20 protein-coding genes, 1 tRNA gene and 1 pseudogene are annotated in these 20,791 nt (G+C 55.5%); 10 read left to right on the top strand and 12 right to left on the bottom strand.

The genetic code is table 11. The features are described from left to right. Positions 1-31: 31 nt before the first annotated feature. The 4 genes and pseudogenes from EBA31_RS09330 to EBA31_RS09315 form a co-directional block, all read right to left on the bottom strand. Entirely contained in the window at positions 32-430 is a 399-nt protein-coding gene (locus tag EBA31_RS09330) for a VOC family protein (protein ID WP_122078570.1), read from the bottom strand. Further along, on the bottom strand, positions 430-849 hold the full coding sequence (locus EBA31_RS09325) for a YeeE/YedE family protein (protein ID WP_122078568.1): 420 nt from the start codon (positions 847-849) through the stop codon (positions 430-432). Before EBA31_RS09325 ends, EBA31_RS09330 begins: the two co-directional genes overlap by 1 nt. A gap of 4 nt (positions 850-853) precedes the next feature. After that, positions 854-1,287 (bottom strand): annotated as a pseudogene (locus tag EBA31_RS09320) (YeeE/YedE family protein). After that, a complete protein-coding gene (locus EBA31_RS09315) occupies positions 1,284-1,595 on the bottom strand; it encodes a helix-turn-helix transcriptional regulator (protein ID WP_122078566.1) in 312 nt (103 codons plus the stop codon). Before EBA31_RS09315 ends, EBA31_RS09320 begins: the two are co-directional and overlap by 4 nt. Before the next feature lie 140 nt (positions 1,596-1,735). Between EBA31_RS09315 and EBA31_RS09310 the strand changes: the two genes are divergently transcribed. Then, positions 1,736-2,497 carry a helix-turn-helix transcriptional regulator gene (locus EBA31_RS09310; protein ID WP_046373925.1) on the top strand — a complete coding sequence of 254 codons (762 nt, stop codon included), beginning with the start codon at positions 1,736-1,738 and terminating at the stop codon, positions 2,495-2,497. Here the strand turns inward: EBA31_RS09310 and leuA are convergent. Next, positions 2,482-4,152 (bottom strand): 2-isopropylmalate synthase, encoded by a 1,671-nt coding sequence (leuA, locus tag EBA31_RS09305; RefSeq protein WP_122078564.1) that lies wholly within the window; start codon positions 4,150-4,152, stop codon positions 2,482-2,484. The two genes, EBA31_RS09310 and leuA, sit on opposite strands and share 16 nt — an antisense overlap. 206 nt (positions 4,153-4,358) lie before the next feature. On the opposite strand from leuA, the gene EBA31_RS09300 reads away from it, so the two are divergent. Then, positions 4,359-4,736 carry a MysB family protein gene (locus tag EBA31_RS09300; RefSeq protein ID WP_020826306.1) on the top strand — a complete coding sequence of 126 codons (378 nt, stop codon included), beginning with the start codon at positions 4,359-4,361 and terminating at the stop codon, positions 4,734-4,736. 62 nt (positions 4,737-4,798) lie between these two features. Beyond that, positions 4,799-5,347 (top strand): GNAT family N-acetyltransferase, encoded by a 549-nt coding sequence (locus EBA31_RS09295; protein WP_115059163.1) that lies wholly within the window; start codon positions 4,799-4,801, stop codon positions 5,345-5,347. A gap of 1 nt (position 5,348) precedes the next feature. Here EBA31_RS09295 and EBA31_RS09290 read toward each other — a convergent pair whose 3' ends face one another. From EBA31_RS09290 to EBA31_RS09280, 3 genes are all read right to left on the bottom strand, one after another. Then, on the bottom strand, positions 5,349-5,594 hold the full coding sequence (locus tag EBA31_RS09290; RefSeq protein ID WP_104410961.1) for a YceK/YidQ family lipoprotein: 246 nt from the start codon (positions 5,592-5,594) through the stop codon (positions 5,349-5,351). Positions 5,595-5,754: 160 nt separating this feature from the next. Further along, entirely contained in the window at positions 5,755-8,316 is a 2,562-nt protein-coding gene (mdoH, locus tag EBA31_RS09285; RefSeq protein WP_122078562.1) for a glucans biosynthesis glucosyltransferase MdoH, read from the bottom strand. Next, positions 8,309-9,877 (bottom strand): glucan biosynthesis protein G, encoded by a 1,569-nt coding sequence (locus tag EBA31_RS09280; RefSeq protein WP_020826302.1) that lies wholly within the window; start codon positions 9,875-9,877, stop codon positions 8,309-8,311. The genes mdoH and EBA31_RS09280 overlap by 8 nt, the downstream gene beginning before the upstream one ends. 258 nt (positions 9,878-10,135) lie before the next feature. Here EBA31_RS09280 and mdoC point away from each other — a divergent pair, with 258 nt between their 5' ends. The 4 genes from mdoC (at position 10,136) to EBA31_RS27170 (ending at position 14,244) form a co-directional block, all read left to right on the top strand. Further along, positions 10,136-11,266: a glucans biosynthesis protein MdoC gene (gene mdoC / locus EBA31_RS09275; RefSeq protein ID WP_122078560.1), complete on the top strand. Its 1,131-nt coding sequence runs from the start codon at positions 10,136-10,138 to the stop codon at positions 11,264-11,266. A gap of 327 nt (positions 11,267-11,593) precedes the next feature. Continuing rightward, positions 11,594-11,821: a hypothetical protein gene (locus EBA31_RS09270; RefSeq protein WP_020826300.1), complete on the top strand. Its 228-nt coding sequence runs from the start codon at positions 11,594-11,596 to the stop codon at positions 11,819-11,821. Between the two features lie 301 nt (positions 11,822-12,122). Beyond that, complete coding sequence (locus EBA31_RS09265; protein WP_122078558.1) at positions 12,123-13,844, top strand: potassium/proton antiporter; 1,722 nt, start codon at positions 12,123-12,125, stop codon at positions 13,842-13,844. 274 nt (positions 13,845-14,118) lie between these two features. Continuing rightward, complete coding sequence (locus EBA31_RS27170; protein WP_255417459.1) at positions 14,119-14,244, top strand: hypothetical protein; 126 nt, start codon at positions 14,119-14,121, stop codon at positions 14,242-14,244. A gap of 228 nt (positions 14,245-14,472) precedes the next feature. On the opposite strand, the gene EBA31_RS27165 is transcribed toward EBA31_RS27170, so the two are convergent. From EBA31_RS27165 to EBA31_RS09250, 4 genes are all read right to left on the bottom strand, one after another. After that, positions 14,473-14,604 (bottom strand): hypothetical protein, encoded by a 132-nt coding sequence (locus EBA31_RS27165; protein ID WP_012006291.1) that lies wholly within the window; start codon positions 14,602-14,604, stop codon positions 14,473-14,475. Positions 14,605-14,680: 76 nt separating this feature from the next. Continuing rightward, entirely contained in the window at positions 14,681-15,184 is a 504-nt protein-coding gene (locus EBA31_RS09260) for a YlaC family protein (RefSeq protein WP_044549743.1), read from the bottom strand. Between the two features lie 129 nt (positions 15,185-15,313). Then, positions 15,314-15,613, bottom strand: coding sequence for a hypothetical protein (locus EBA31_RS09255; RefSeq protein ID WP_122078556.1), 300 nt, complete (start codon positions 15,611-15,613; stop codon positions 15,314-15,316). A 181-nt stretch (positions 15,614-15,794) separates the two neighbouring features. Continuing rightward, positions 15,795-15,889 (bottom strand) — tRNA-OTHER (locus EBA31_RS09250). A gap of 252 nt (positions 15,890-16,141) precedes the next feature. Between EBA31_RS09250 and EBA31_RS09245 the strand changes: the two genes are divergently transcribed. From EBA31_RS09245 to EBA31_RS09235, 3 genes are read left to right on the top strand one after another with little or no spacing between them, the layout of a single operon-like run. Beyond that, on the top strand, positions 16,142-17,326 hold the full coding sequence (locus tag EBA31_RS09245; RefSeq protein WP_122078554.1) for an efflux RND transporter periplasmic adaptor subunit: 1,185 nt from the start codon (positions 16,142-16,144) through the stop codon (positions 17,324-17,326). Next, the gene (locus EBA31_RS09240) at positions 17,323-19,263 is read left to right on the top strand and encodes a MacB family efflux pump subunit (RefSeq protein WP_122078552.1); all 1,941 of its coding nucleotides are present in this window, start codon (positions 17,323-17,325) and stop codon (positions 19,261-19,263) included. Before EBA31_RS09245 ends, EBA31_RS09240 begins: the two co-directional genes overlap by 4 nt. A 3-nt stretch (positions 19,264-19,266) precedes the next feature. Next, a complete protein-coding gene (locus EBA31_RS09235; RefSeq protein ID WP_122078550.1) occupies positions 19,267-20,631 on the top strand; it encodes a TolC family protein in 1,365 nt (454 codons plus the stop codon). Positions 20,632-20,791 lie beyond the last annotated feature (160 nt).

Genomic DNA, 20,791 nt, shown 5'->3' with positions numbered 1-20,791 from the left:
CTTTCAGCCAGCGCCCGGTGCGCTGGCTTTTTTATTGCCCCCACACCTGCTGTTGCAACACTACCCGGTAACCGTCCGGATCTTCAAACGTCTGCCCATGGGAATCCCAGTAGGGATTGTAGGCCGCAACGCGCCGAAAACCGGCGGTCAGCATGCGTTTGCATCCTGTAACCCACTCCTGTTCATCCGGCAGATAAAACACCAGCAGATGATCCTGCGTCGGCGCCTGCCCCACCTCCACTCCCCGATGATGAGTAAACTCAAGGTGATAACCCCGTTGCGGGTGCCCGACCATTACGCCATCAAAACCCTGATGATCGCGGAACTCACCCAGCCGTTCGAAGCCCAAGCCCTGGCAGTACAGGGTCGCAATCTCCTGTAACCTGTCGGTCGGGCGGGCAATGCGCAACACCGCGTTAGCTATCGGCATTATTTTCTCCAAAACAGAATAACTTCATACAACGCCATTCCTGCCAGCATTGCCGCAACGAACTGCCAGCCGGCTGACGAGCCCGCACCAGCCAGCACCCAGGCCGGGCCGGGACAGATGCCCGCCATTCCCCACCCGATGCCAAACAGCGCGCTGCCTGCCAATAAGCGGCGGTCGATGCGGCGGGAAGATGGGAGTTGTACTGTTTCACCCAACAAGGTACGTGGTCGGCGGCGAACCCAAAAGAACGCCGGTGCCACCACCGCAATCGCTCCCACCATAACCAGGGCCAGTGACGGATCCCAGTGGCCGGTGACATCGAGAAAAGCCAGCACCTTGGCGGGATTGGCCATTCCGGCGACGATCAGACCAAGGCCAAAGATGGCGCCACTCAGTAAGGCAAACACGGATCGGTACATCACGTTAAACTCCCCCCCACTGGCGGACGGCCCATGCCGTAATAAACCCCAACAGCATAAATACCGCCGTGGCCACTAACGAACGCGGAGACAATCTCGCCACGCCGCAAACACCGTGACCGCTGGTACAGCCGCCGCCCAGGCGAGTACCCAATCCGACCAATATCCCGGCGGCGATCAGCCATAAACTGCTGCCGTTAACCGGCATGTCCGGTAAAGGCCTGGCGATACGATACAGCCAGGGCGAAATCAGCAACCCGACAAGAAATGCGGCCCGCCAGCCTTTCTCTTTGCCCTGCGGCGTCAGCAGGCCACCGGTAATGCCACTGATGCCGGCGATGCGGCCGTTAAACAGCAACAACAGCGCCACCGCACTGCCGATTATCCCCCGCCGACCAGCGCGGACAGCGGGGTAAAATGCAACCAGTCGACGGTCATGGCCTCTCCTCCCGTGCCGGGCAAAAGAGTTGATATAAAGTATTAAGCAGCACCAGCGCCTTCCGATCGCAAACGGCATAGTAGATTTGTTTACCGTCTCGCCGCGTTGATACCAGCCCTTCCTGACGCAATACCCCAAGCTGTTGCGAAAGCGTCGGCTGGCGGATCTCCAGCGCCTGTGACAACTCCCCCACCGACATCTCGCCCTGGCTGAGTTGGCACAGCAGCAGTAAACGATCTTCATTGCCCAGCGCCCGCAGCAATGCCCCGGCCTGCGTTGCCGCCTGCCGCATACTGTCGATATCCATCTTCCCTCCAAACAATTTACTAAATTATATATTGTTTATTTATAGACTATAACGCCTCACCGTACCAGAGGCTGGTATGAAAGGTATCGGCGTGGCATGCTGCCATTATGATTTTCCGTGGACCGGGGATGCCCCAAGAAATGCTGCTTTTTCATGATGCTGTGCCCGCGAACCGCTCGATTGTGCCGGTCGCCAAAGATTATCAGCACGGCGAGTTCGAACCGCTCCATTACCACGACTGTGCACAGTTGATTCATAGCCTGAGCGGCGTAGTGCAGGTGAATACTCGTCTGGGCAGTTGGGTGGTCCCCCCTGGGCGTGGCGTTTGGCTGCCTGCGCGCGTAGAACACAGTCTGCAGATCACCGGCAAAGTGGCGGCAAGAGCGCTGTTAGTCGATCCGCTGGCACGAGCCGACCTGCCGGCAAGCTGCGAAGTGGTGCAAATATCCCCGTTGCTGCGTGAGCTGATTATCTGTGCGATGGACATTACGGCGGATTATCCGGCGGGAGGTCGTGAAGAGCGAATTATGGAGCTGATCCTGGATGAATTGCGTGTGCTGCCAATCCTGCCGCTGAATTTGCCCGAACCGCGCAGCGATGCCCTATTAAGATTGTGCCGGCATATTCAGCAATCGCTGGCACACCCCTGGGAGTTAGAACAGGCCGCTGGTTACATCAACGTCAGCGGCCGCACGCTGTCACGACGTTTTCAACGAGAAACCGGGCTGCGTTTTGGCGACTGGGTGCGCCGCGCCCGTTTGCTGGCGGCATTGAATGCCCTGGCCGCCGGGCATTCGGTGCTGGAAGTGGCGCTGGACTTGGGCTATGACAGCCCCAGTGCTTTCAGCGCCATGTTCCGCCGCCAGCTGGGCGTTGCACCCAGCACTTATTTCGCTAAATAACGCGCAGCCACGTTGAACAAAGCCTGCAGGGAAGCGCTGGCAGAATCGACGTCGATGCCGACCCCGTAAGCCGCCTCTCCGTGCGCCAGCGTACAGCGAATATAGGCCACGGCACGGCTTTGGCTCTGATGCCCCAGCGTGTGTTCATGGTAGTCCTCTATCGCCAAATTCAAGCCAAAGCGCTGGCGCAGCGCATCCACCGCGCTGGACAACAAACCGTTCCCTACCCCCAGCAGCCGTTGCTGTTGCCCTTCGAACAACACCCTGGCACTGAAACTATAAGCCTCGATGCTGTGGCTTTCGGTCTGATAGCTCAGCAACTGCAGCCGCGGTTGTTCCACCAAACCATAGCTGATTCTAAACAGCCGCCACAGCTCGGCGGTGGTCATCTCTTTGCCGCTGCCGTCGGTCGCCTGCTGCACCACCTTGCTGAAATCAATTTGCAATCCACGCGGCAACGACAACCCATGGTTCTGCTCCAGCAACCAGGCAGCGCCGCTTTTGCCCGACTGGCTGTTAACCCGGATCACCGCCTCATAGCTACAGCCGACGTCCGCCGGATCGAGCGGTAAATAAGGCACCTGCCACAGACCGTCCTGCCTATGCTGTTGGGCGGCAAAGCCTTTTTTAATCGCATCCTGATGAGAGCCGGAAAAGGCGGTGAACACCAACTCACCGGCGTAAGGATGGCGCGGATGAACCGGCAGTTGGTTACACTGCTCAACCACCTCCACCACCTGCTTCAGTTGGCTGAAATCCAGCCCCGGCGCAACGCCCTGGGTATACAGGTTGAGCGCCAGCGTCACCAGATCGACATTGCCGGTGCGTTCACCGTTGCCGAACAGACAACCTTCGACCCGATCGGCACCGGCCAGCATTGCCAGCTCGGCGCAGGCCACTCCGGTACCACGATCGTTATGCGGATGCACGCTGATGGTCACCCGGTTGCGCTGACTGAAACGCCGGCAGAACCACTCAATCTGGTCGGCGTAGACGTTCGGCGTACTGACCTCCACCGTGGCCGGCAGGTTGATGATCATCGGCCGCCCCGGCCCAGGCTGCCAGACATCGGCAACGGCTTCACAGATCTCCAGCGCAAACTCCAACTCGGTAAAGCAGAAAGTCTCCGGTGAATATTCGAAGGTCCATGCCGTTTCCGGCTGCTGCTCGCACTGCTGTCGAATACGCAGCGCGCCGTTAACCGCCAGCGCTACCGTTGCCGCCTTGTCCTGTTTGAAGACGATTTCACGAAACATCGGTGCGGTAGCGTTATACAGGTGCACGATGGCGCGTGGTGCACCACGCAACGCGTCGAAGGTACGGTCGATCAAATCGTCTCGCGATTGGGTCAGCACCTGAATACTGACGTCATCCGGGATCAACTGCTCATCAATCAGCGAGCGGACAAAATCGAAGTCCGTTTGCGAGGCAGAAGGAAACGCCACCTCAATCTCTTTGAACCCGCACGCCAGGAGCATCCGGTAGAACTGGTGTTTGCGGGCGTTATCCATAGGTTCCGCCAGCGCCTGATTGCCGTCACGCAGATCGCTGGAGCACCAGCGCGGTGCCTGCTGCAAAGTGCGGCCTGGCCACTGGCGATCCGGCAAGGTCACGGGCGGGAACGGACGGTATTTGATTGAAGGGTCGGTTAACATGGCACTCTCCTGGCGGTAATAAGCAATGCCCTATTATTTCCTGCCGTGATCCCTCCTGCTCCCGCTTAGCGGACAACTATCGTCGCGAAACGGACAACAAAAAAATTTGCATCCTGCGCCAGTGCGGCAACAATTACTTCTGACGTTTGTCATGGCGCTTCGGCGCACCCAGCCCTGAGCAATGCTTATCCTGACTGGAGAAAAATATGAGCCTGTATGCAACCCTGGAAGAAGCCGTTGAAGCGGCGCGCGAGGAGTTTATCGAGTCTGCCGAAGGCGGTAACGACGACGAACCGCCGGTGCCGCAACAGTTCAATCTGCAAAAATACGTGATGCTTGATGGTGATATCATGTGGCAGGCCGAATTCTTTGAACAAGAAGGCGAATCGGTCGAATGCCTTACGTTACGCAGCGGCGCTGCCGCTCAGGCTATTTTCGACGGGGATTATGACGAAGTCGAAATCAGCGCCGAATGGATTGAGGAAAATACGCTGCACGAGTGGGAAGAAGGAGACTTCCAGCTCGATCCGCCGTTGGATACCGAAGAGGGCCAAACAGCCGCCGACGAGTGGGATGAGCGTTGAATGATCACGGGCGGGAGCAGACAATCCCCCGCCCTTCACCCTATGATTTTCTGAGAGGCTGCATGATTATCCGCCAGGCGCGTCCCGAAGATTTCCCCGCGATTTTGCAACTGCAAACACAAAACACCCCGGCAAACTTGAGCGACAGCCAAAAACGCCAGGGATTTATCGTCTCGCGCATGAATGAAGCGCAGCTCACAAGCATTAACCAGGGGCTGGGTATTCTGGTGGCGGTCGAAGGTGAAGCCCTGGCCGGATTTGTCTGCCTGATGCCGACGAATGCGCAACCGCACCCGCCGGTGGTGGATGCGATGCTGGACACGCTGGCCGGCCAATCATTCAAGGGACGGCCACTGAGTGAGCAGCGGGTGTTTCTGTATGGTCCGGTGTGCCTTGACAGCGCCTGGCGTGGCAAAGGCGTGCTGAAGCAGCTCTACGCCGCCGTCAAGGCGCGTACCCGCAAGGAGTTCGACGTTGGCGCGCTCTTTATTGACGACAGTAACCCGCATTCGTTGGCGGCCCATGTACAGGGCTTGCAGATGACGGCGCTGGCTCCGTTCCGCTGTGGTGATCAGGGTTACCAACTGGTGGTATTTGCCACCGGGGATTAGCTTATTCGTAGGGGCCGTGTTGGGCGTCAAACGGCAGCATAAAGGTATCTACCACCATCGACAGCGGCACATCAATGACCGTGATATACCGCCAGGGGCTATCGCGCAGATCCCACTGAACGCCCGGATAATATTGATGGCCGTGCCCGGCCCCCGGCACTGTGCGACTGATAATACTGCCGCAGCCGGTTAACGCCGTGACTCCTGCCACCAGCAATACCAGACGAAGAAGAGAAGAGAGATTCACCAAAATGATTTTTGCCCCGATTGTTTTGTGGGGCCACAACGCCCGGCGCGAATTTTAACACAGTTTTTCACGCGAGTTTGTCGGCGTTGCGTAAGCCAAATACCAAAAAAAACGGGGAACACACGATGCGTATTCCCCGTACAGGTCACCCGATCAGCCTTTAACGCTGCCCCACCGGATGAGCCCGCTCATTGTGCGGCAGTTGCTGATAAAACTCGCGCCAGGCGGCGCCCTGCGGCAGTAGCCAAACCCGCTGATGCAAACGCGACAGCGCGACAGGATCGCTCAGCAGCTCAAGACGTTTGCCTTTCACCAGCTTCTCCGGCCCCAGCTCCAACGCCTCGTTCACTCGCTCTTCACGATTACGCTCGATGGCACCGCGCAGATGGTGACGCGCAGTAGCCAGCGCCGTCGCCAATGCATTGAATGACGGATTGACCACAGCGTGCATAAAGCCATTGCTCAGTGCGCGTTCACGGTTAAGCTGCAGATATTCTTCCGTTGCCACCAGTTCGCGAGGAGGAGAGTACTCTTCCGGGATCAGGAACAGCTTGGCGCGCTTGCTCTTGATACCTAACGTCGCACGGCTCGACAAGACCGAAACGAACGGCGACAGGATCAGCGAGAAGACGATTGGCGACAGCCACCACAGGAAGCGCAGATCCAGCCAGGCCATACCGCCAGCCCAGACCAGACCGAGCAGCATCTGTGAACCGTGGCGTTTAAAGGCTTCGCCCCAAGGGGTGTCATCATCGTCACGCTGTGGCGAGTTCCATACCACTTCCCAACCCAGGAAGGCACTGACCACGAACACCGTGTGGAACAACATGCGCACCGGGGCCAGCAGCACCGAGAACAGCATTTCCATCAGCATCGACAGGAACAGGCGTATACCGCCGCCGTACTCCCTGGCACCCTTCGCCCAGATCAGCACAATGCTCAACAGTTTAGGCAAGAACAGCAGCACCAGCGTGGTAGAGAACAGCGCTATCGCCAGTTCAGGACGCCACTGCGGCCACACCGGGAACAGCTGGCGCGGTTGCAGGAAGTACTGCGGCTCCATCAGGGTATGCACCACCTGCAGCGCGGTAGACAGCGCCAGGAACATAAACCACAGCGGTGCCGACAGGTAGGACATCACACCGGTCAGGAACACCGCACGGTGTACCGGGTGCATGCCCTTGACCAGGAACAGGCGGAAGTTCATCAGGTTACCGTGGCACCAGCGACGGTCACGCTTCAACTCATCCAGCAGGTTCGGCGGCAGTTCTTCATAGCTGCCCGGCAGATCGTAAGCAATCCACACGCCCCAACCGGCACGGCGCATCAACGCGGCTTCCACAAAGTCATGCGACAAGATGGAGCCGGCAAAAGAGCCTTCGCCAGGCAGTGGTGCCAGCGCACAGTGTTCGATAAACGGCTTCACGCGGATAATGGCGTTATGGCCCCAATAGTGCGATTCACCCAACTGCCAGAAATGCAGACCGGCAGTAAACAGTGGCCCGTAAACCCGGGTGGCAAACTGCTGCACGCGGGCATACAGCGTATCCATGCCTGATGCTTTCGGCGCAGACTGAATGATACCGGCGTTCGGGTTGGCTTCCATCAGGCGCACCAGACCGGTGAGACACTCACCGCTCATCACGCTGTCGGCATCCAGGATCACCATGTAGCTGTATTCGCCACCCCAGCGACGGCAGAAGTCGTCGATGTTGCCGCTTTTGCGTTTCACGCGGCGACGGCGACGGCGATAGAAGATACGGCCATGGCCATCTACGTCGCGGCACAGTTCCATCCAGGCTTTCTGTTCCGCCATGCAGATATCCGGGTCGTAGCTGTCGCTCAGCACGTAGATATCGAAATGCTCGAGCTGGCCGGTGGCCGCGACGGACTCATAGGTCGCGCGCAGGCCGGCGAACACGCGCTCGACGTCTTCGTTACAGATTGGCATGATCAACGCGGTGCGATGCGTCGGGTCGATCGGCTCATCGCCTTTGATGGTGGAAGAAATACTGTATTTGTCTTTGCCGATCAGCAACTGCAGGAAGCCCATCAGCGCAGTCCAGAAACCGGCGGAGACCCAACAGAACAGGATCGCGAACAGGATCAAAATGCCGGTTTGCAACACATAAGGCAGCAGTTGCAGCACCGACTGCATCAGATCCTGATCCCACATGGCCATCGGGTCGATCAGCGCCCAGCCCTGATACGGCAGAATCGTTTTCATGTACCAGGTGGCGATGCCGGTCTGCACCAGCATCAGCACCAACAGCACATAACGACGCATCGAGCCGACCACGCGCCAGCGGTTTTCCGCCGCGGCTTCTTCTTTGGAGGCGTGACGGTTGTGTGGCGTGCGTCCCAGCAGAGAATCCCAGAAGCGCGCTACCGGGTTGGTTCGCCAGGCTTCCGGGAACATGCTGGTGCGTTTGATTGGCGGCGTAGCCTTGAGAATGCTGCGCCCTTCCACGTCGGTATCGAAATCTTTGTCGCTAACCGCATCCGGCCAGGCGTCTTCGATTCGTGTTTTGACCGAGGCCAGCGTGACGTCATCGGCAGACAGCGTATTGACGTTGGCATCATCAGCGCCCATCTTGCGATGCAGCGCCTCAAAAGCCTGGGCGTCATCCGCCCCCGGCTGTGGTTTAAGCGCCTCTGACCGCTCAGCGGTCAGAGGCATTGCCGCAAGATAATCCTGGGCAAGTTGAGTAGGCTTATTCATTGGCAGGTAGCTGATAGCTCCAGGTTTCCGACAGGGTCTTATCACCATTGACCAGCGCTGCGCGCATTTCTACCGGCTTCTTGTCGTCTTTCACTTTCAGACGCAGCGTCAGGCGCCAGCCTTTGGTCACTGGATTATAGCGGACATTGTTTTCTACCATTTCACCGTTGTCACCGATGCTCACCTGAGAGGCAACCGGCGTAGCGCCGTCCAAGCCTTTCAGTACCGGGCCAACGAAGTCAACCAGGAATGCCACGCTGCCGTCTGGCTCGCGGATCAGGTTGGACTGCTTCACGTCACCGGTTGAACGCATGGTCTGGCTGACGTAGGCAATGTCCTGCGAATGCAGTTTGTCTTCGTCACGGGTGAAATGCAGGCGATAGCTCAACGCCAGCGGAGTTTTGGCGTCCGGCAGAACGTCTGGCGTCCAGAAAGCAACGATGTTGTCATTGGTTTCATCCGCTGTCGGGATCTCCACCAGTTCAACCTTGCCCTTGCCCCAGTCGCCGCGTGGCTCGATCCAGGCGCTTGGGCGCAGATCGTAGCGATCGTCCAGATCTTCGTAATCCTTGAAGTTACGGCCGCGCTGCAGCAGACCGAAACCTTTCGGGTTTTCGACCTGGTATGTGCTGACGGACAGATGCTTCGGATTATTCAACGGACGCCAGATCCACTCGCCGTTACCGGCATGGATAGACAGACCGTTGGAGTCATGCAGCGCCGGACGGTAGTTCAGGGTTGGCGACGGCTGGCTCGGCCCGAACAGGTACATGCTGGTCAACGGTGCCATACCCAGTTTGCCGACTTTGTCGCGCAGGAACACTTTGGACTCAACGTCCACGGTGGTGTCGCGGCCCGGATAAACCACAAAACGGTAAGCCCCGGTAGCACGCGGTGAATCCAGCAGCGCGTAAATCACCAGATGCTTGTCGCCCTGCTTCGGACGTTCAACCCAGAATTCGCGGAAACGCGGGAATTCTTCGCCGGACGGCAACGCAGTATCAATCGCCAGGCCACGTGCGGAAAGCCCGTAAACCTGCCCTTTACCTACCACGCGGAAGTAGCTCGCGCCCAGCAGGCTCATAATTTCGTCGTTCTTATCCGCACTGTTGATCGGATAAATCACCTTGAAACCGGCAAAACCGAGGTTTTTTACCGACTCCGGATCGTGTTTTACCGAACCGAAGTTAAAGTAGTCCGGGCTGTACTTGATCTGTTTTACGCTGGTCGCGGTGACTTCATTGATTTTCACCGGCGTATCGAAGTACATCCCCTGATGATAAAACTCAAGCTTGAAAGGGGTTTTCAGTTTGCTCCAATAGGCTTTATCGTGATTGAACTGAATCTGTTGGTAATCCGCGAATTTCATCTCACGGAATTGAGAAGGAAGGTTGCTCTTCGGGGCTTCGAAGCCTTTTCCTGCCAGATCCTGCGCCTGCTTGGCCACATCATCTATAGAAAAAGCCCATGCCGGCGAAGTAAACAGCGTGAACAATACGGTCGCACCTAACCAACGTACGCTCGCGGCGCGTGGTTTTTTGGATAATATATTAACTAGCACATCCCCCCCTATTCGTGTGCTCAAATCATTTAAATCCATATTAATGGATTATTCAGCTTTCCGACAACATGATAAATGGATGGTTCATGTTTATGGCTCATAGTTTAAGCAGCTGACTAAACACCAGCGTAGCAAGCCGCGCATCAAGACGCTATGGAAAAATGTGAAACGGTATAGTAGGGTTTGTGATTCGATTTAACCATTGCCGACTTATTAAGCGTGTTAATGACCACTCGATAAAATCACCAGCGGTAACCTATGACTAAAGGCAGCAACCAACGCGAGTTTTTCCTCGATTCGATCCGGGCTTATTTGATGTTGCTCGGCATCCCTTTTCATCTTTCTCTGATTTATTCCAGCCATACCTGGGCGGTGAACAGCGCCAGCCCCTCCTTCTCGCTGACGGTGCTGAACGACTTCATCCATGCTTTCCGCATGCAAGTGTTCTTCGTGATTTCCGGCTACTTCTCTTACATGCTCTATGAGCGCTACGAGCGCCACCAGTGGCTGAAGGTCAGGCTTGAGCGAGTGGCGATCCCCCTGCTGAGTTCGATTCCCTTAATAACTGTGCCGCAGTTTTTCATGCTGAAATACTTCACGGACAAATTAAACGGTTGGGAAAATTTTTCGCTCTATCAGAAAATAAATGTAACAGTTTGGGAGCTGGTTTCTCACCTGTGGTTTTTATTAACCCTGTCATTGCTGACTACCCTGTGTTTTTATCTGTTCAAAAAAATCAAGGCACTTAAAAATAATACCGTTCCTTACCCGATAAATAAAATGACCGGATTAAGAAACATCTCACTGCTCTTTCTTATTTATGCTTTATGCTATTCGGCCGCGCACCGTATTATCCTAATTGCTGCCCCGGGTTTACTTTCCAACGGCCTGTTCAATTTCGTGGTGATGGAGACGATGTTCTATCTTCCGTTCTTCATCCTGGGCGCTTATGCCTTTAAGTACGTGTGGCTGAAAGAGATTTTCCTCAAGCCGTCCCTCGGCGCGCTGCTCGGTTCGCTGTTGCTGTTCATTGCCTATATGCTGAATCAGAAGTTTTTGGCCCACAGCAGCTATATGTTTGAACTGGAAGTGCTGATCAAAACCCTGCTGGGGATCCTGATGGCCAACGTGATTTTCTCATTCGGACATAATCTGCTGAACTATCACTCGCCACGCATCACTTATCTGGTGAATGCATCACTGTTTATATATCTGGTGCACCATCCGCTGACCCTGATATATGGCGCTTTTGTGACGCCGCATATCAACAATAACCTGCTGGGTTTTCTGGCCGGATTGGTGTTTGTCTTCTCTTGCGCCTTCCTGTTATATGAACTGCACAAACGTATCCCGCTGTTCCGTTTCCTGTTCTCAGGTAAACCGCAATAATCCTACTGCCCGGCGGCCGTTTCGGCTTGCCGGGTGCCTACTGTCATACATCTGTCTACCAGAACCACTATCATTCCTCTTCGTGCCGGCAACGCCGTCAGCTTAATCAGGCTCTGAGCACAGATTGCTCACCCCCGTGGCGAAAGTTAAGGCAAAGTTATGCTGGAGCATATTGCCGCTAGTTGTTATAACGGCAATGCATAAGTGGAAATCCACATCCCTGCCTTACGGTAGCGATTGGGCTCAATGAACCCTAAGGGACGGCTTTGTCATCATCGCGACAAGGCTTGCAGCATCTCCCTTCCGTCACGACAGAGAGGATTTTTAATGACTGATAAAGACACTTCGGCTCAGGAAGCCGTGCCAGAAAACGCCACCCTGCTGAAAATTCTTGGCCGGTTGCTTTCCGCACTGGATTCGTCGATCAGCGGCAAGGATCGCAGCATTCTGGTCGCCGAACTTTCCAGCCTTAACCTTGACGGTATCTCAGAGTCAGAAAGAAAACTGGCTGCCGAGCTTATCAGACGGGCCCTGCAGTCACTCGACCATTTATAACGCCTCGCCTGCAAACCATTAAGCCTCCTGGAGGGGGTTTAATGGTTTTTCCTTATCCGGGCACGGAAACGCCCACCATTTATTGCCTAAACCAAATCACAGCAAGCTGATAAATATAGATAAAAGAAAGAAGTTCACCGGTTTCTCCCCACTTCCATATGCTTCTCCGCTTAAATGACAATAAAGGTCAAACTGTTTTATGAATCAGCCTTGGCGTTTTACCTGAAAAACAGGCTATCATCAGGGGGTATCTGCGCTAGCGCGCAACGCCCTTCCCCCCAGCCTGCAGGAGAACGTCATTTTGGATGCCAGCACCATTAACAGTTTGTTCATCATCGGTGCCGTGTTGGTGGGAGCAAGTATTCTTCTCAGTTCATTTTCGTCACGCCTGGGTATTCCTATTCTGGTGATCTTCCTGGCCATTGGCATGTTGGCGGGGGTCGATGGTCCGGGCGGTATCGTTTTCAGCAACTATCCGGTGGCCTATCTGGTCAGTAACCTGGCGCTGGCGGTGATCCTGCTGGACGGCGGGATGCGCACCCGAGTCAGCTCATTCCGCGTCGCGCTGTGGCCAGCACTTTCGCTGGCAACTATCGGCGTAGTGATCACCGCCGGGCTGACCGGGCTGGCCGCCGCCTGGCTGTTCAACCTCGACCTGCTGCAGGGCATGCTGATTGGCGCCATTATCGGCTCCACCGACGCCGCGGCTGTCTTCTCGCTATTAGGTGGTAAAGGACTGAACGAACGCGTCAGCGCCACGCTGGAAATCGAATCCGGCAGCAACGATCCCATGGCGGTGTTCCTTACCATTACGCTGATTGCGATGATCGCCGCAGGCGAAACCACGCTGAGCTGGATGTTCCCTCTCCATCTGCTGCAGCAGTTCGGCATGGGGATTATCTTTGGTCTTGGCGGCGGTTGGCTGCTGCTGACGTTAATCAACCACATTAAACTGGCAGAAGGGCTGTATCCACTGCTGGCCGTCAGCGGCGGCATTCTGATTTTTGCCCTGACCACCGCACTGGACGGCAGCGGCATTCTGGCGGTATACCTGTGCGGCCTGATGCTGGGTAATCGCCCGATCCGCAACCGGCACGGCATCGTGCAAACCTTCGACGGCCTGGCATGGCTGAGCCAGATCGGCATGTTCCTGGTGCTGGGATTATTGCTGAATCCGCATGAGCTGCTGCCGATCGCCATCCCTGCCCTGCTGCTTTCGCTGTGGATGATCTTATTTGCCCGACCGCTGTCGGTATTTATCGGGCTGTTGCCGTTCCGCAGTTTTACCTTACGCGAACGCAGCTTTATCTCCTGGGTCGGCCTGCGCGGGGCCGTACCGGTGATTCTGGCCGTCTTCCCGATGATGGCCGGCCTGCCCAATGCTCAGCTGTTCTTTAATGTCGCCTTCTTTGTGGTGTTGGTTTCCCTGTTGCTGCAGGGCACCACCCTGTCGTTCGCCGCGAAGAAAGCCAAGGTGATCGTTCCGCCGGCGCTAGCGCCGATTTCACGGGTTGGGCTGGATGTTCATCCTGAAAACCAGTGGGAGCAGTTTGTTTATCAGCTGTCGTCCGAAAACTGGTGCGTCGGTGCCGCGCTGCGTGAGCTGAAAATGCCACCGGGTACGCGCATTGCCGCATTGTTCCGAGGCAAAGAGCTGTTGCACCCCAGCGGCAGCACACGACTACGCGAAGATGACATTCTGTGCGTTATCGGTCACGAACACGACCTGCCGGTGCTGGGTAAGTTATTTAGTCAGGCGCCGGTGGTTACGCTGGATGAACGCTTCTTCGGTGATTTTATCCTGCAGTCGGACGCGCGCCTGAGCGATATTTCACAGGTTTATGGCCTGAATCTGCACGAAGGCGTGGATGAACAGCAAACGCTCGGCCAATTCGTCATTCAACTGATTGGCGGCGAACCGGTAGTGGGCGATCAGATCGAATGGGATGGCCTGACCTGGACCATCGCCGAAATGGATGGCAATGCGATCAGTAAAGTCGGCGTAAGAATTGTTACTGACTGATCCCTCCGCATAACCGGTCTGCTGCGCGGCCATGCCCGCAGCGGACCTTTCAAACAGACGGAACTTATAAGCCTGGGAAGGTTCTTAACCTCTGGAATAACCCAAACCGGGCATTCAGCTCCGGCGTTTTAACCTTTACTCTGGGAACATCGCATCGCGGTGATGGGTATCGATTTGAACAGTAAAATTCGATTTCTATCGGCCATGTTGGGGCTCGCACTGACTGTTATAGTGCTGGACCTGGGCGTCGCCGATTTGGTCCATAGACTCTTAATTGGATAACGTTAACGTGGCACAGCAGCAAGAAAAAGACATTCTGGGAAAGATACTGGTTACCGTCTCCGCACTCTGCGTGATTATTGTGGCGGTATTGCTGATATGGGGATTTGTACTGGATTAATCCCCAGCCAGGCGCAGTAACATAGCAACACTACAACTACCGTTTTGTTACAAAACACCGAAATCACTCACCGGCCATTGCGCGTATGCTAAATGCAGAGGGTGATAAAAATGCACCTGATACCTATTAAGTGTTGGCCCGCCTGAAACGGGCTTTTTTTTTGCCTTCAGCCCCCCGAATTCGGGGCATAAAAAAACCGCCGAAGCGGTTCTTTAAAGGCGATGGCAATCAGATTTTACAGCCTTCGCAATCCGCCTCGTCCTCAAGGATCTCGGGGAGTTCTTTCACTTTCTGCGCCGCTTTTTCTTCTGCTTGCGCCAATTCGGCATCGATATCAAAATCGAAAATATCATCACTCATCGTAAATTCCTCAGGCTTTCAGGCTTATCTGACTTCAATGCGTGAGTATAATCGACAACCGCGCGAGCGGAAACCCTCAGTTAAGCACGGCCACCTGAGGCTGCTCATCCTGCGGCTTCTTTGAGTACGCCAAATCGTAGACGTCATAGAAGTCGATCTCGCCTTTATTGGCGATGATTTCCTGCATGCGAGTTTTCGTTGCGGCACCGATCGTCGGTTCATCCAGCAGTGCCTTCACCGACTGCGGCGACAGCGCGCGGGTGAAATACCACTCGCCGTTATAACAAACGCGCAGATCCAGCACGCCAATATCTTCAAAGCGATAGACCGGTTTGATTTCAATCAGCAGCATGGCGAACATGAACAGAACGAAAGCGGTGAAAGCCAAAAACGAGATGAAGCCCATGTAAGGAACCTGATACATCACGGCGATCACGGCAAAATAACCGGCAAACATGGCGAGACACAGATAACGGTGATCGCGAGCAAACTCGCTATTGAAGCGCAACTTGCCGTCACGTCCTTCCTGCCGATTGATCCGTTCGATTTCTTTTACCAAGATGCTTTTAATCGCGTCCATAGCTACAACCTTATGCCTTGGGGGGACATTATTGCTATCAATAATCATTCCTCAAACTAACACAGGTACAGTTTGCCCAGGTAGATCAGTTATGCAATTTAATATCGGTAACTGTTATACCTTCAGCGGCTAGCGCTGCAGCGAGTTTTTGCCCTGGGCAAACATAAACATCCGCTGGGCGATATCGTCGGCCTGTTTGATTTTTTGCTTTTGCGGTTCGTTACAGCGCTGAATAGCACGCGCATAAGCAAGTTCATGCGCCTGATCGATCATCGCAATAATCTTGTCACGCTCCTGTTGAGCCAGGTTGCCCAGCATGGTGGTGATGATTGCCTGATAGGCGTTGGAGGCGGCGGTCAGCGACTTCTCTCTGGCTTCGAGCGCCGCTACACGTTGCAATAACTCCTGCAGTTGCTCGGACTCAGACATGGCGATCTCCTGTTGCCGGGCAGCGAACCTGCCTGATTAGAGTCTAGCAAAGATCGATTGCAACAGAGGAAGATTAAGAAAAGAACCGGTTAGGGTAAAGCACACCCGAAAATCCCAACAAGGAGCCGATAGTGCAAATCAACCCGGGTGCGCTTTATGATAACTGGTCCGAAAAGGAAGCTGGCGCGCTATGCAGGACTCGAACCCGCGTCTATCAATTTTGTAGCCAAAAAAGCATTATAAAACCAACCACTCTGCCAACTGAGTTAATAGCGCATTCCTTTGCTTCGGGGCGTTATTATCCATATTGATGCTATGGATTCAACACAAGTAGGTATGAACAACTGAATTTTAAGAGAAATCTTGTTTTTTCGCCTATTCCTCCCTCAGCCGCCAATTACTTTCTCTCCGCGATAGTTAAACACTGGCACTTTTCTCTCGCCGTCTACGGCATGTTTATTGTTAGTTAAAGCACTGGATGCCACTATAGCGGCTTCTGGGATCAACGTTGCTGTTACGGATAACATTATGAAAGTCACTCCGCGCCGTTTGGCGTTTACTCTGGCCGGCGTCCTGCTGGTCATTACTGCCGTCGTTACACTGATCTCACTGCAAAGCCCCTCTCAGGCCCCCTATGTCACCACGCCGGTTCGCCTTGGCGATATCGAAAACGCGGTATTGGCCACCGGTAAGCTGGATGCTTTCGAACGGGTCAACGTCGGTGCTCAGGTTTCCGGTCAGGTGAAGTCCCTGAAGGTCAAACTTGGCGACCGGGTCACCAAAGGCCAGCCGATTGCCGACATCGACGATCTGCCGCAACGTAACGACCTGCGTAACGCCGAAGCGGCGCTGAACGCGGCCAAAGCGGATTTGCAGGCCAAACAGGCACTGTTGAAGCAGGCAGAATCCCGCTTCAAACGCCAGAAACGCATGTTGAACGATGAGGCCGGTTCGCGCGAAGATTTTGAAACGGCGGAGGCCACGCTGGCCGCCACCCGCGCCGAACTGATCGCGCTGAATGCACGTATTGTTCAGGCACAAATTGAGGTGGACAAGAAGAAGCTCGATCTGAGCTACACCCGCATCCTGGCACCGATGGACGGCATTGTGATTGCCGTCATTACCCAGCAAGGCCAAACGGTAAACGCCAATCAGAGCGCCCCTACCATCGTCAAACTGGCACAGCTGGATGTGATGACCATCAAGGCACAGATTTCCGAAGCCGACATTACCCGCGTTAGCCAAGGACAAAAAGCCTACTTCACCATTTTCTCCGAACCGGACAAAAAGTACGACGCCACGCTGCGCACAGTCGAATTGGCGCCTGAGTCCATCATGAAAGACGACTCCCTCAGCGGCGGCGGTTCCGCCTCAGGCTCCGGCAGTGCCAACGCTTCGGTGTATTACAACGCGCTGCTCGACGTGCCCAATCCGCAAAACCGGCTGCGCATTGCCATGACGGCACAAGTTTCATTGCTGTTGGGTGAGGCAAAAAATACGCTGTTGGTTCCGATTCAGGCAGTGCATAAAAATGCGGACAAAAAACAGCAGGTACAAGTGCTGACCGGGGATAACCGGGTGGAAATGCGTGAGGTGACAACCGGTATTACCAACAACGTCGATATACAAATCCTGTCCGGATTAAAAGCGGGTGAAAACGTAGTGCTGGTGCAGGAAAGCGCCAAGCCAGGCGAAGAAGGCCTGGTACTGTGAACGCCATTATTGAACTGAAAGGCATTGGCCGTACCTATACCAACAGCAGCGAGCCATTAACCGTACTGAAAAACATCAATCTGAAGATTGCCGCCGGGGAGTTGGTCGCCATTATCGGTGCCTCAGGCTCGGGCAAATCAACGCTGATGAACATCATCGGTTGTCTGGACGTGCCGGATCAGGGGGACTATTTCATCAGCGGCCATAATGCCGCTCACCTGTCGCCGGACGAATTAGCCAGGCTGCGCCGCGAACACATTGGTTTTATCTTCCAGCGCTATCACCTGATGCCGGACATCAGCGCGTTGGGCAACGTCGAAATCCCGGCGATTTACGCCAACAGCAAGCGCGACCAACGTCGCCTGCGCGCGGCACAATTGTTGGCGCGCCTGGGGTTGGAAGGCCGTGAACACCACAAACCCGGTCAACTGTCCGGGGGCCAGCAGCAGCGCGTCAGCATTGCTCGTTCGTTAATCAACGGCGGTGAAATCATCCTGGCGGACGAACCGACCGGCGCGTTGGACTCCAAATCCGGCCAGGAAGTGTTGGCGATCCTCAGCGAACTCAACCAACGCGGTCATACGGTGGTGATCGTCACCCACGATATGAAGGTCGCCCAACACGCGCAGCGTATTATCGAACTGCAGGATGGCGAGATCGTCGCCGACAGCGGCCGTAAATCGTTAACTCCACTGCCGGCGATGCAAAAGACCGCGCCTGCCGCACAGGGCTACTGGCAAAGCCTGCTCGATCGTACTCGTGAGTCACTGCAGATGGCGCTGAAAGCGATGAACGCCCACCGCTTGCGCACAGCGCTGACTATGACCGGCATCATTTTCGGCATCGCCGCCGTGGTTACGGTGGTCGCCCTGGGCGAAGGCGCAAAACAGCGCACGCTGGAGAGCATTAAAGATCTGGGCACTAACGTCGTCAGCATTTATCCCGGGCGTGATTTCTTTGACGACAGCATCGACAGCATCCGCACCCTGGTACCGGCGGACGCCGACGCGCTGGCCAGCCAGAGCTTTGTCGACAGCGTCAGCCCTGAAGTCAGCGCCTCAGAGAACATTCGCTTTCGCAGCAAATCGGCCAACGCATCGATCAGCGGCGTGGGCCGCGATAACCTGCGCGTTAGCGGCCTCAAGCTGATACAGGGTCGAAACTTCCTCGATGACCGCAATGCGCTGCAGGAAGTGATCATTGACGAAAACGCGCGGCAGGCTTTGTTCGGCGATTTCGGCGTTGAGCCTCTGGGCCAGATCGTGTTCCTCGGTGCGGTACCGGCCCGGGTGGTCGGCATAGTCCAAAGTAACCAGGATTCGGCCCCCAACCGCATCAGAGTATGGATGCCCTACTCCACCGTGATGTATCGCATGGTGGGCAAATCGACGCTGAGCAGCATTAATGTCCGGTTGAAAGAGGACGTCTCCAACGAAGCCGCCGTCGCCGCGATTAAACAGTTGCTGACTCAACGTCATGGCGTGAAGGATTTTATGCTGTTCAATCTCGACAAATACCGAAAATCGATTGAACACACCTCGATGACGCTGACCTTGCTGATCCTGATGGTCGCCTCGATCTCCCTGATTATTGGCAGCCTGGGCGTGATGAATATCATGCTGGTGTCAGTGACCGAACGCACGCACGAAATCGGCGTGCGCATGGCCGTCGGTGCCCGGCGTAGCGATATCATGCAGCAATTTATGATAGAAGCCGTGCTGGTTTGCCTGATCGGCGGTGTATTGGGCATATTGCTGTCATTCGCCGCTGGTTCGCTGTTTACCCTGTTAGCGGGGGGCATGCTCACCGCCATCTATTCCTGGCAGGCCGCCGCCGTGGCCTTCTGCTGCTCCACCCTGATTGGCATGATCTTCGGTTATCTCCCTGCCCGCAAAGCGGCGCGGATGGATCCGGTCATTTCTCTGGCCAGCGAGTAACTTATGAAAACCTTATCCCCTCTCGCGTTATGCCTCGCGGCCTTGCTCAGTACCGGCTGCGGGAATGCGCTGAAAAGCGAGTATCAGTCTCCAAAGGTGCAGTATCCGGCCGACTGGCAGCAAAACGCCGAAGCCGACACGTCAGAACCATTCAACTGGCGTGATTTCCGCGATCCCCAGTTGGACCGATGGCTGCAACAGGTGATGGCGGCCAATAACGATTTGGCCGCCGCCGCACTGCGCGTCTACCGTGCCCAACTGGCGGCGCAGCGGGCTGATATCGGCACCGCGCCAAGTGTGAACGCAACGCTCAGCAGCGGAGCCAATACCGCCCTTTCAGGCTCCTCAGCCTGGAATAAAAACAGCAGCGCCAATCTCGGCGTCAGCTATGAGGTAGATCTGTGGGGCAAACTGGCGCGGCAACGTGACGCCGCGGAATGGGCCAGCCAGGCCACGCAACAGGATTTGCAAAGTGCGCGTCTGGCTTTGCTCGCCAGCGCCAGCAAGAATTACTGGCGTATCGGCTTTATCAATCAGCGAATCCGCGTCAGTCAGCAAAGCATCGACTATTCCCAACAAACCCTGGGGCTGGTCAAGGCACGCTACCGCGCGGGCAGCGTCTCTTCATTGGACGTGGTGGATGCCGAACAGAACCTGATTAATCAGCAAAGCAGCCATCTGGCACTGCTGCGTGAGCGTCAACAGGCGCTGAACGAACAGACGGTACTGCTGGGTGCGCCGCCGGGAAACACGGTGGTTGAGCCCGAGAGCCTGCCGACCGGTCCATTGCCGCAAATCAATGCCGGCATCCCGGCCAGCGTGCTGCGCCATCGCCCGGATATCAGTGCCAAAGAGTGGCGACTGCGTGAAACTCTGGCTAACGTGGACATCAAACGCACCCAGTACTACCCGGCCTTCAGCCTGACGGGCTCATTAGGTGCCAGCAGCACCGCATTGCTGGAGTTTTTGCGTAATCCGCTGGCAACGGTAGGTGCCGGACTGTCGCTGCCGTTCCTCGAATGGCGGCAAATGGACGTCGATATCAAAATCGCCCGCAGCGACTATGAACTGCAGGTGCTGGAATTCAAGCAGGCGCTGTATAAAGCCATGGCCGACATTGATGATGCCCTGTCGTTACGTACGCAACTGATGGCACAGGAGAAACACCTGCAGGCGGCATTGGCGCTGGCGCGTAAATCTGAACGATTGAATGAAAGCCGCTACCGGCAAGGCTCGGTGCCGATTAATTTCTGGCTGGATGCGCAAAATCGCCGTCGGTTGGCGGAGCTGGCCGTGGATGAAAACCGGTTCGCTCAATACCAAAACCTGGCGCAACTCTATCTGGAGTTTGGTGGATCTGCGCAGTAAGGCTGAGCCTGGCGATCGCGCCAGGCTTTTTCATCTGGAATGCATTAATTTTGCCCGTTTTTACTGCAGTTCTTTCTATACTTGTTTCATCCCTTCCCAGACAAAAAACCACCATTATGAACAATAATTAATCTATTTATGCGCTAAATCGGTGCAAATT

It is taken from the genome of Serratia sp. P2ACOL2, from assembly GCF_003691565.1.
Taxonomy (GTDB): Bacteria; Pseudomonadota; Gammaproteobacteria; order Enterobacterales; family Enterobacteriaceae; genus Serratia; species Serratia liquefaciens.
The sequence above is the reverse complement of the archived record's forward strand: the minus strand, read 5'-3'. Positions and strand labels throughout refer to the sequence as shown.

Coding starts and splice junctions, on each gene's coding strand:
- EBA31_RS09330 (WP_122078570.1), bottom strand. CDS start 430: ATGCCGATAGCTAACGCGGTGTTGCGCATTGCCCGCCCGACCGACAGG.
- EBA31_RS09325 (WP_122078568.1), bottom strand. CDS start 849: ATGTACCGATCCGTGTTTGCCTTACTGAGTGGCGCCATCTTTGGCCTT.
- EBA31_RS09315 (WP_122078566.1), bottom strand. CDS start 1,595: ATGGATATCGACAGTATGCGGCAGGCGGCAACGCAGGCCGGGGCATTG.
- EBA31_RS09310 (WP_046373925.1), top strand. CDS start 1,736: ATGCTGCTTTTTCATGATGCTGTGCCCGCGAACCGCTCGATTGTGCCG.
- leuA (WP_122078564.1), bottom strand. CDS start 4,152: ATGTTAACCGACCCTTCAATCAAATACCGTCCGTTCCCGCCCGTGACC.
- EBA31_RS09300 (WP_020826306.1), top strand. CDS start 4,359: ATGAGCCTGTATGCAACCCTGGAAGAAGCCGTTGAAGCGGCGCGCGAG.
- EBA31_RS09295 (WP_115059163.1), top strand. CDS start 4,799: ATGATTATCCGCCAGGCGCGTCCCGAAGATTTCCCCGCGATTTTGCAA.
- mdoH (WP_122078562.1), bottom strand. CDS start 8,316: ATGAATAAGCCTACTCAACTTGCCCAGGATTATCTTGCGGCAATGCCT.
- mdoC (WP_122078560.1), top strand. CDS start 10,136: ATGACTAAAGGCAGCAACCAACGCGAGTTTTTCCTCGATTCGATCCGG.
- EBA31_RS09270 (WP_020826300.1), top strand. CDS start 11,594: ATGACTGATAAAGACACTTCGGCTCAGGAAGCCGTGCCAGAAAACGCC.
- EBA31_RS27165 (WP_012006291.1), bottom strand. CDS start 14,604: ATGAGTGATGATATTTTCGATTTTGATATCGATGCCGAATTGGCGCAA.
- EBA31_RS09260 (WP_044549743.1), bottom strand. CDS start 15,184: ATGGACGCGATTAAAAGCATCTTGGTAAAAGAAATCGAACGGATCAAT.
- EBA31_RS09255 (WP_122078556.1), bottom strand. CDS start 15,613: ATGTCTGAGTCCGAGCAACTGCAGGAGTTATTGCAACGTGTAGCGGCG.
- EBA31_RS09245 (WP_122078554.1), top strand. CDS start 16,142: ATGAAAGTCACTCCGCGCCGTTTGGCGTTTACTCTGGCCGGCGTCCTG.
- EBA31_RS09235 (WP_122078550.1), top strand. CDS start 19,267: ATGAAAACCTTATCCCCTCTCGCGTTATGCCTCGCGGCCTTGCTCAGT.